The sequence below is a fragment of the Allobosea sp. 01N443 genome, from assembly GCF_056399325.1.
Map to the genome: position 1 here is coordinate 1 of NZ_JBFTRC010000313.1, position 4191 is coordinate 4191.

Annotated in this window: 2 protein-coding genes; one reads left to right on the top strand and one right to left on the bottom strand. The window is 68.3% G+C overall.

Translation table 11 applies throughout. The features are described 5' to 3' along the window. On the top strand, positions 1–570 hold a 570-nt coding region (locus AC1DRP_RS35405; RefSeq protein WP_476770990.1), incomplete at its 5' end, for an RraA family protein. Between the two features lie 198 nt (positions 571–768). On the opposite strand, the gene AC1DRP_RS35410 is transcribed toward AC1DRP_RS35405, so the two are convergent. Then, the coding region (locus AC1DRP_RS35410) for a Pls/PosA family non-ribosomal peptide synthetase (RefSeq protein ID WP_476770991.1) at positions 769–4191 on the bottom strand (3423 nt) is incomplete at its 5' end.

The following is a 4191-nucleotide window of genomic DNA, read 5'->3' on the forward strand; positions in this document are numbered from 1 at the left end:
GCCTCCGACTGCATGAACCGCACGCAGGTGATGAAGGCGGCGATCAAGCCAATCGCTGCCGACACGATCCTCTGCGGCCAGGCCCGCACCGTAACGACGATGGTCGGCGATTGCGGGCCGATCTGCTCGCTGATCGCTGCGGCCAGACCGGGGGAGATCATCGTCGTCGATGCCGGCGGCGTCGAAGACACGGCCGTCTGGGGCGGGGTCATGACGGAAGAGGCCGTTCAGAGGCGGATCGGCGGGGCGGTCATCGACGGGGCGGTGCGAGACGTCTCCGATCTGCGCAAGGCCGGCTTCGCCATGTTCTGCCGCGCCATCGTGCCGAGGGGACCGCATCACGGATTTGGCGGAACGATCGATGGCACCGTCGCGGTCGCGGGCGTGCCGGTTCGATCGGGCGATATCGTCCTCGGCAATGACGACGGCGTTGTTGTCGTACCGCTGGAGCGCGCTGCGGAGGTCCTGGCCGCCGCGCAGGCGCATCTGCTGAAGGAGGAGGACTGGATCAAGACGATCCGTTCCGGCGGAACAATACCTGAAATGTTCTCTATACCGGCCGCAAAATAGCAGCGGGACGACGATTGGTTGAGGGTGGCGGCAATCGTTCTGCGCTGGAGGCCCGTATGGCCCGATAGCGAATGCCGGGTTTCGGGCAAGGCATGAATCTCTGGAGCTGGCGCGAACGTCAGCAATCCACCCGATCGGTTCCGTGCATGAGCGCGCCCATCGCCCGAAGGCTTGGGCGCTCCGCCGGACGAGGCCGCCTCAGGCCGGTGCGGCAGGCGCGCCGGCCCATTCGGTCTTGGCCGGGATCGTCTCGCCCTTCATGACGATGGTCAGCAGGCCAAGCCTGGCGTGGTCACCGACATTGGTATCGTAGAGCACCGTGGTCAGTCCGCCGAGGGCGCAGCCGCGGCCGATCTCGATGCGGCCGACCTTCATCACCCGGTCCTCGAAGAGATGGGTCTGGAGGTTGGCGGTCGCGTTGATCGCGGCATAGTCGCCGATGCTGACGCAGTCGAACTCGGTGATGTCGGTCGAGTCGAGATAGACGCCCTGGCCGAGCTTCACGCCGAAGAGGCGCAGCACCCAGGGCAGCATCGGCGTGCCGCGCAGCGCATTGAGCAGGATCGCGCCGGCGGTGCCCCAGTAGAGCGTCGTCATCGCCTCGGTGCGCAGCGCCCACCAGGACCAGAGGCCGCGATTGCCGGGCCGGTAGACGCCCATCACCAGCCATTTCATCAGCAGCACCGCGCTCGCCAGCGCAACCGAGGTGCCGACCGCGCAGGCGATGAAGACCGGTGCGAACTCGCCCCAGCTCTGAGCACTTTCGAGGGCTGGGAAGAGGACAAGCTCGGCCGTGATCGTGCCGAGCGTGATGAACATCATCGTCGGCATCGAGGCGCTGAACAGCTCGAGGACGGCGCGCAGGATGCGGCGCCAGACCGGAGGCCGGAAGGTCTTGGCGATGTCGGCATCGTCGAAGCGCTGGCGCGAGGGCAGCAGGATCGGCGGACTGCCGAAGCGGGTCTCGCCGGGCTGCATCGCCACGTCGGCGGGCGGCTTCGACTTGATGCCGAGCAGCGAGCCCGTCGGCAGGAAGGCGCCGGGCGGCACCACCGCGTCATTGCCGATGAAGACCCGGTCGCCGGTGCGCACGGGCTTTGCGGTCATCCAGCCGCGGCGGACATCCTCGTCGCCGAGCACGACCTCGTCGGCGACGAAGCAATGCGCGCCGATCTCGATCATGTCGAAGCGGCCGCCGAAATTGGTGGCGATCTCGGTGTCCTTGCCGATCTTGGCGCCCATCATGCGGTACCAGAGCCGCATGTAGACCGTGGAGAACAGCGAGGACAGGCTCTGGAGCATCACATCCGAGGCCAGGCCCACGGTCCATTTGCGCAGGCCGTAGCCGGAGGCGATGGCATGCGTGCCCTCGACCGAGCGCGGCATCACGAGCCAGCGGATCGCGGTCACGAGCAGGACGGTGGCGAACATCAGCACCATCGCGGTCGGCCAGGCGAGGACCGGCAGGACCCAGCGATAGTCGATGCCGACCAGCTCCTGCAGCGGCCCGTCGAAACGGTCGAGAATGAAGAAGGCCGGGAAGATCGGCAGCAGCGCCAGCGCCGGCATCACCAGAAGCATGGCGCCGAAGAAGACGCTCTGCAGCGCCCTGACCGGCACCGAGGGCTGCTGGGCGTGCTGGGGCCAGGACGCGGGATCGACCTTGCCGGTGCGATGGCCGGGCGAACCGTCCCAGTGCTCGAAGGCGCCGACGCGGCTGCCTGCGGCGAGCGCGGTCAGATCGGCGAGCTCGGCGCCCTCCCTGATCACCGTGTCATGGCCGATGGCGCAGGAGGTGCCGATATAGGCGTCCTTGCCGATCGTGATCGTGCCGATCACCAGCTCGTTGCCGATCACCTCGGCATTGGCGAGGCTGAGCTTGCCGCCGAGCGTGACGTCGTCCCCGATCTCGACGAGGTCGATCGCGCCGGCCTCGAAGCCGCTGACGAAGACGCCCTTGCCGACCCGGGCGCCAAGCAGACGCATGGCGACCCTGGCCAGCGGCGTGCCCTGCATCAGGTTGAGATGGACCATCCCGGTGAACTGGCGGGCGAGCCACCAGCGGAAGAAATAGACGCCCCAGAGCGGATAGCAGCCGGGCGTCGTGCGCCAGAGCACCAGGCGCTTGCCGAGGATGCCGGCGATCATCACCGAGAGCGTGACGAGCGCATAGATGCCCATCATCATCAGGATCTCGCGCAGCTCGACGCGCCCGTCGACCGTGATCAGCTCGTAGATGACATAGATCGTCAGCCAGGGGCCGGTCAGCGCCAGCAGCAGCACCGGCATGCAGGCGAGCTGCGCCAGCCCGCAGAACAGCCGGCGCCGCAGCGGCGGCGGCGTGAAGGTGAGATCGCGCGCCGGCGGCCGGCCGATATTGGCCTGCCTGCGCTCGTCGAGCCGGGCGGCGATCGCGCGCAGGGTGCGCAGGCTGTAGACGTCCTCCAGCGTGATGCTCGGCAAAGCGGGATTGGCACGCACGCCGGCAAGGAAGGTGGCCGCCAGCAGCGAATGGCCGCCGAGATCGGCGAAGAAATCGGCCTCGAACCCGATCGTCTGGCCCGGGAAGAGCGGCCGGGCGGCGTCGAGCAGCGCGGCTTCGGTCGCGCTCCGCGGCTCCTCCTGCTCCTCGGCAGACGCCGCCATCGTCAGCGGCGCCGCCTTCAGCGCCTTGCGGTCGGCCTTGCCCGAGGTCAGGCGCGGCAGGCTCGCCATCTCCTCGAAATGCGAGGGCAGCATATAGGGCGGCAGGGTCTCCTTCAGGGCGGCGCGCACCGCTGCACGGTCGAAGGCGGTCGCCGTGTCCGTCACCACGAAGGCGACGAGCCGGTCGATGTCGTCGTCGCGACGCAGCACCACGGTCGCCTGCGCGATGCCGGGCAGGTCGCAGAGCCTGGCCTCGATCTCGCCGAGCTCGAGCCGGAAGCCGCGCAGCTTGACTTGATCGTCGATGCGGCCGTGGAAGTGGATCTTGCCCTTCTCCGAAATGCTGACCGCATCGCCCGAGYGGTAGAGCACCGGGTCGGTGCCGTCGCCGCCGAAGGGATTGGCGATGAACTTCTCGGCGGTGAGCTCGGGACGGCCGAGATAGCCCGCGGCGACGCCGGGGCCGCCGATCAGGAGCTCGCCCTCGGTGCCGGGGCCGACGATCGCCATCTGTTCGTCGACGACATAGCAGGTGTAGTTCGGGATCGGCAGGCCGATCGTCACCGCCTCGTCCGGCGTGACCTCGTCGACGGTGGCGACGACGGTGGCCTCGGTCGGCCCGTAGGAGTTGAAGACCTTGCGGCCCGGGCGGCACCAGCGTTGGCGAACAGCCGGCGGGCAGGCCTCGCCGCCGAGGATGATGATGCGCAGGCTCGGGATGTCCTGCGGCATCATCGCGAGCAGCGTCGGCACGGTGTCGAGCACGGTGATGCCGGCCTCGGTCATCAAGGCCGGCAGGCGCTCGACCTCGCCCAGCACCTGCGCCGAGGCGACCCAGAGCGTCGCACCGACGAGATAGGGGACGAAGATCTCCTCCAGCGAGAGATCGAAGGCGACGGAGGCGCCCTGGAAGGAGACGTCGTCAGCCGCCATGCCATAGACGTGGTTCGACGAGCGCAGATAGTGGCCTGTCTC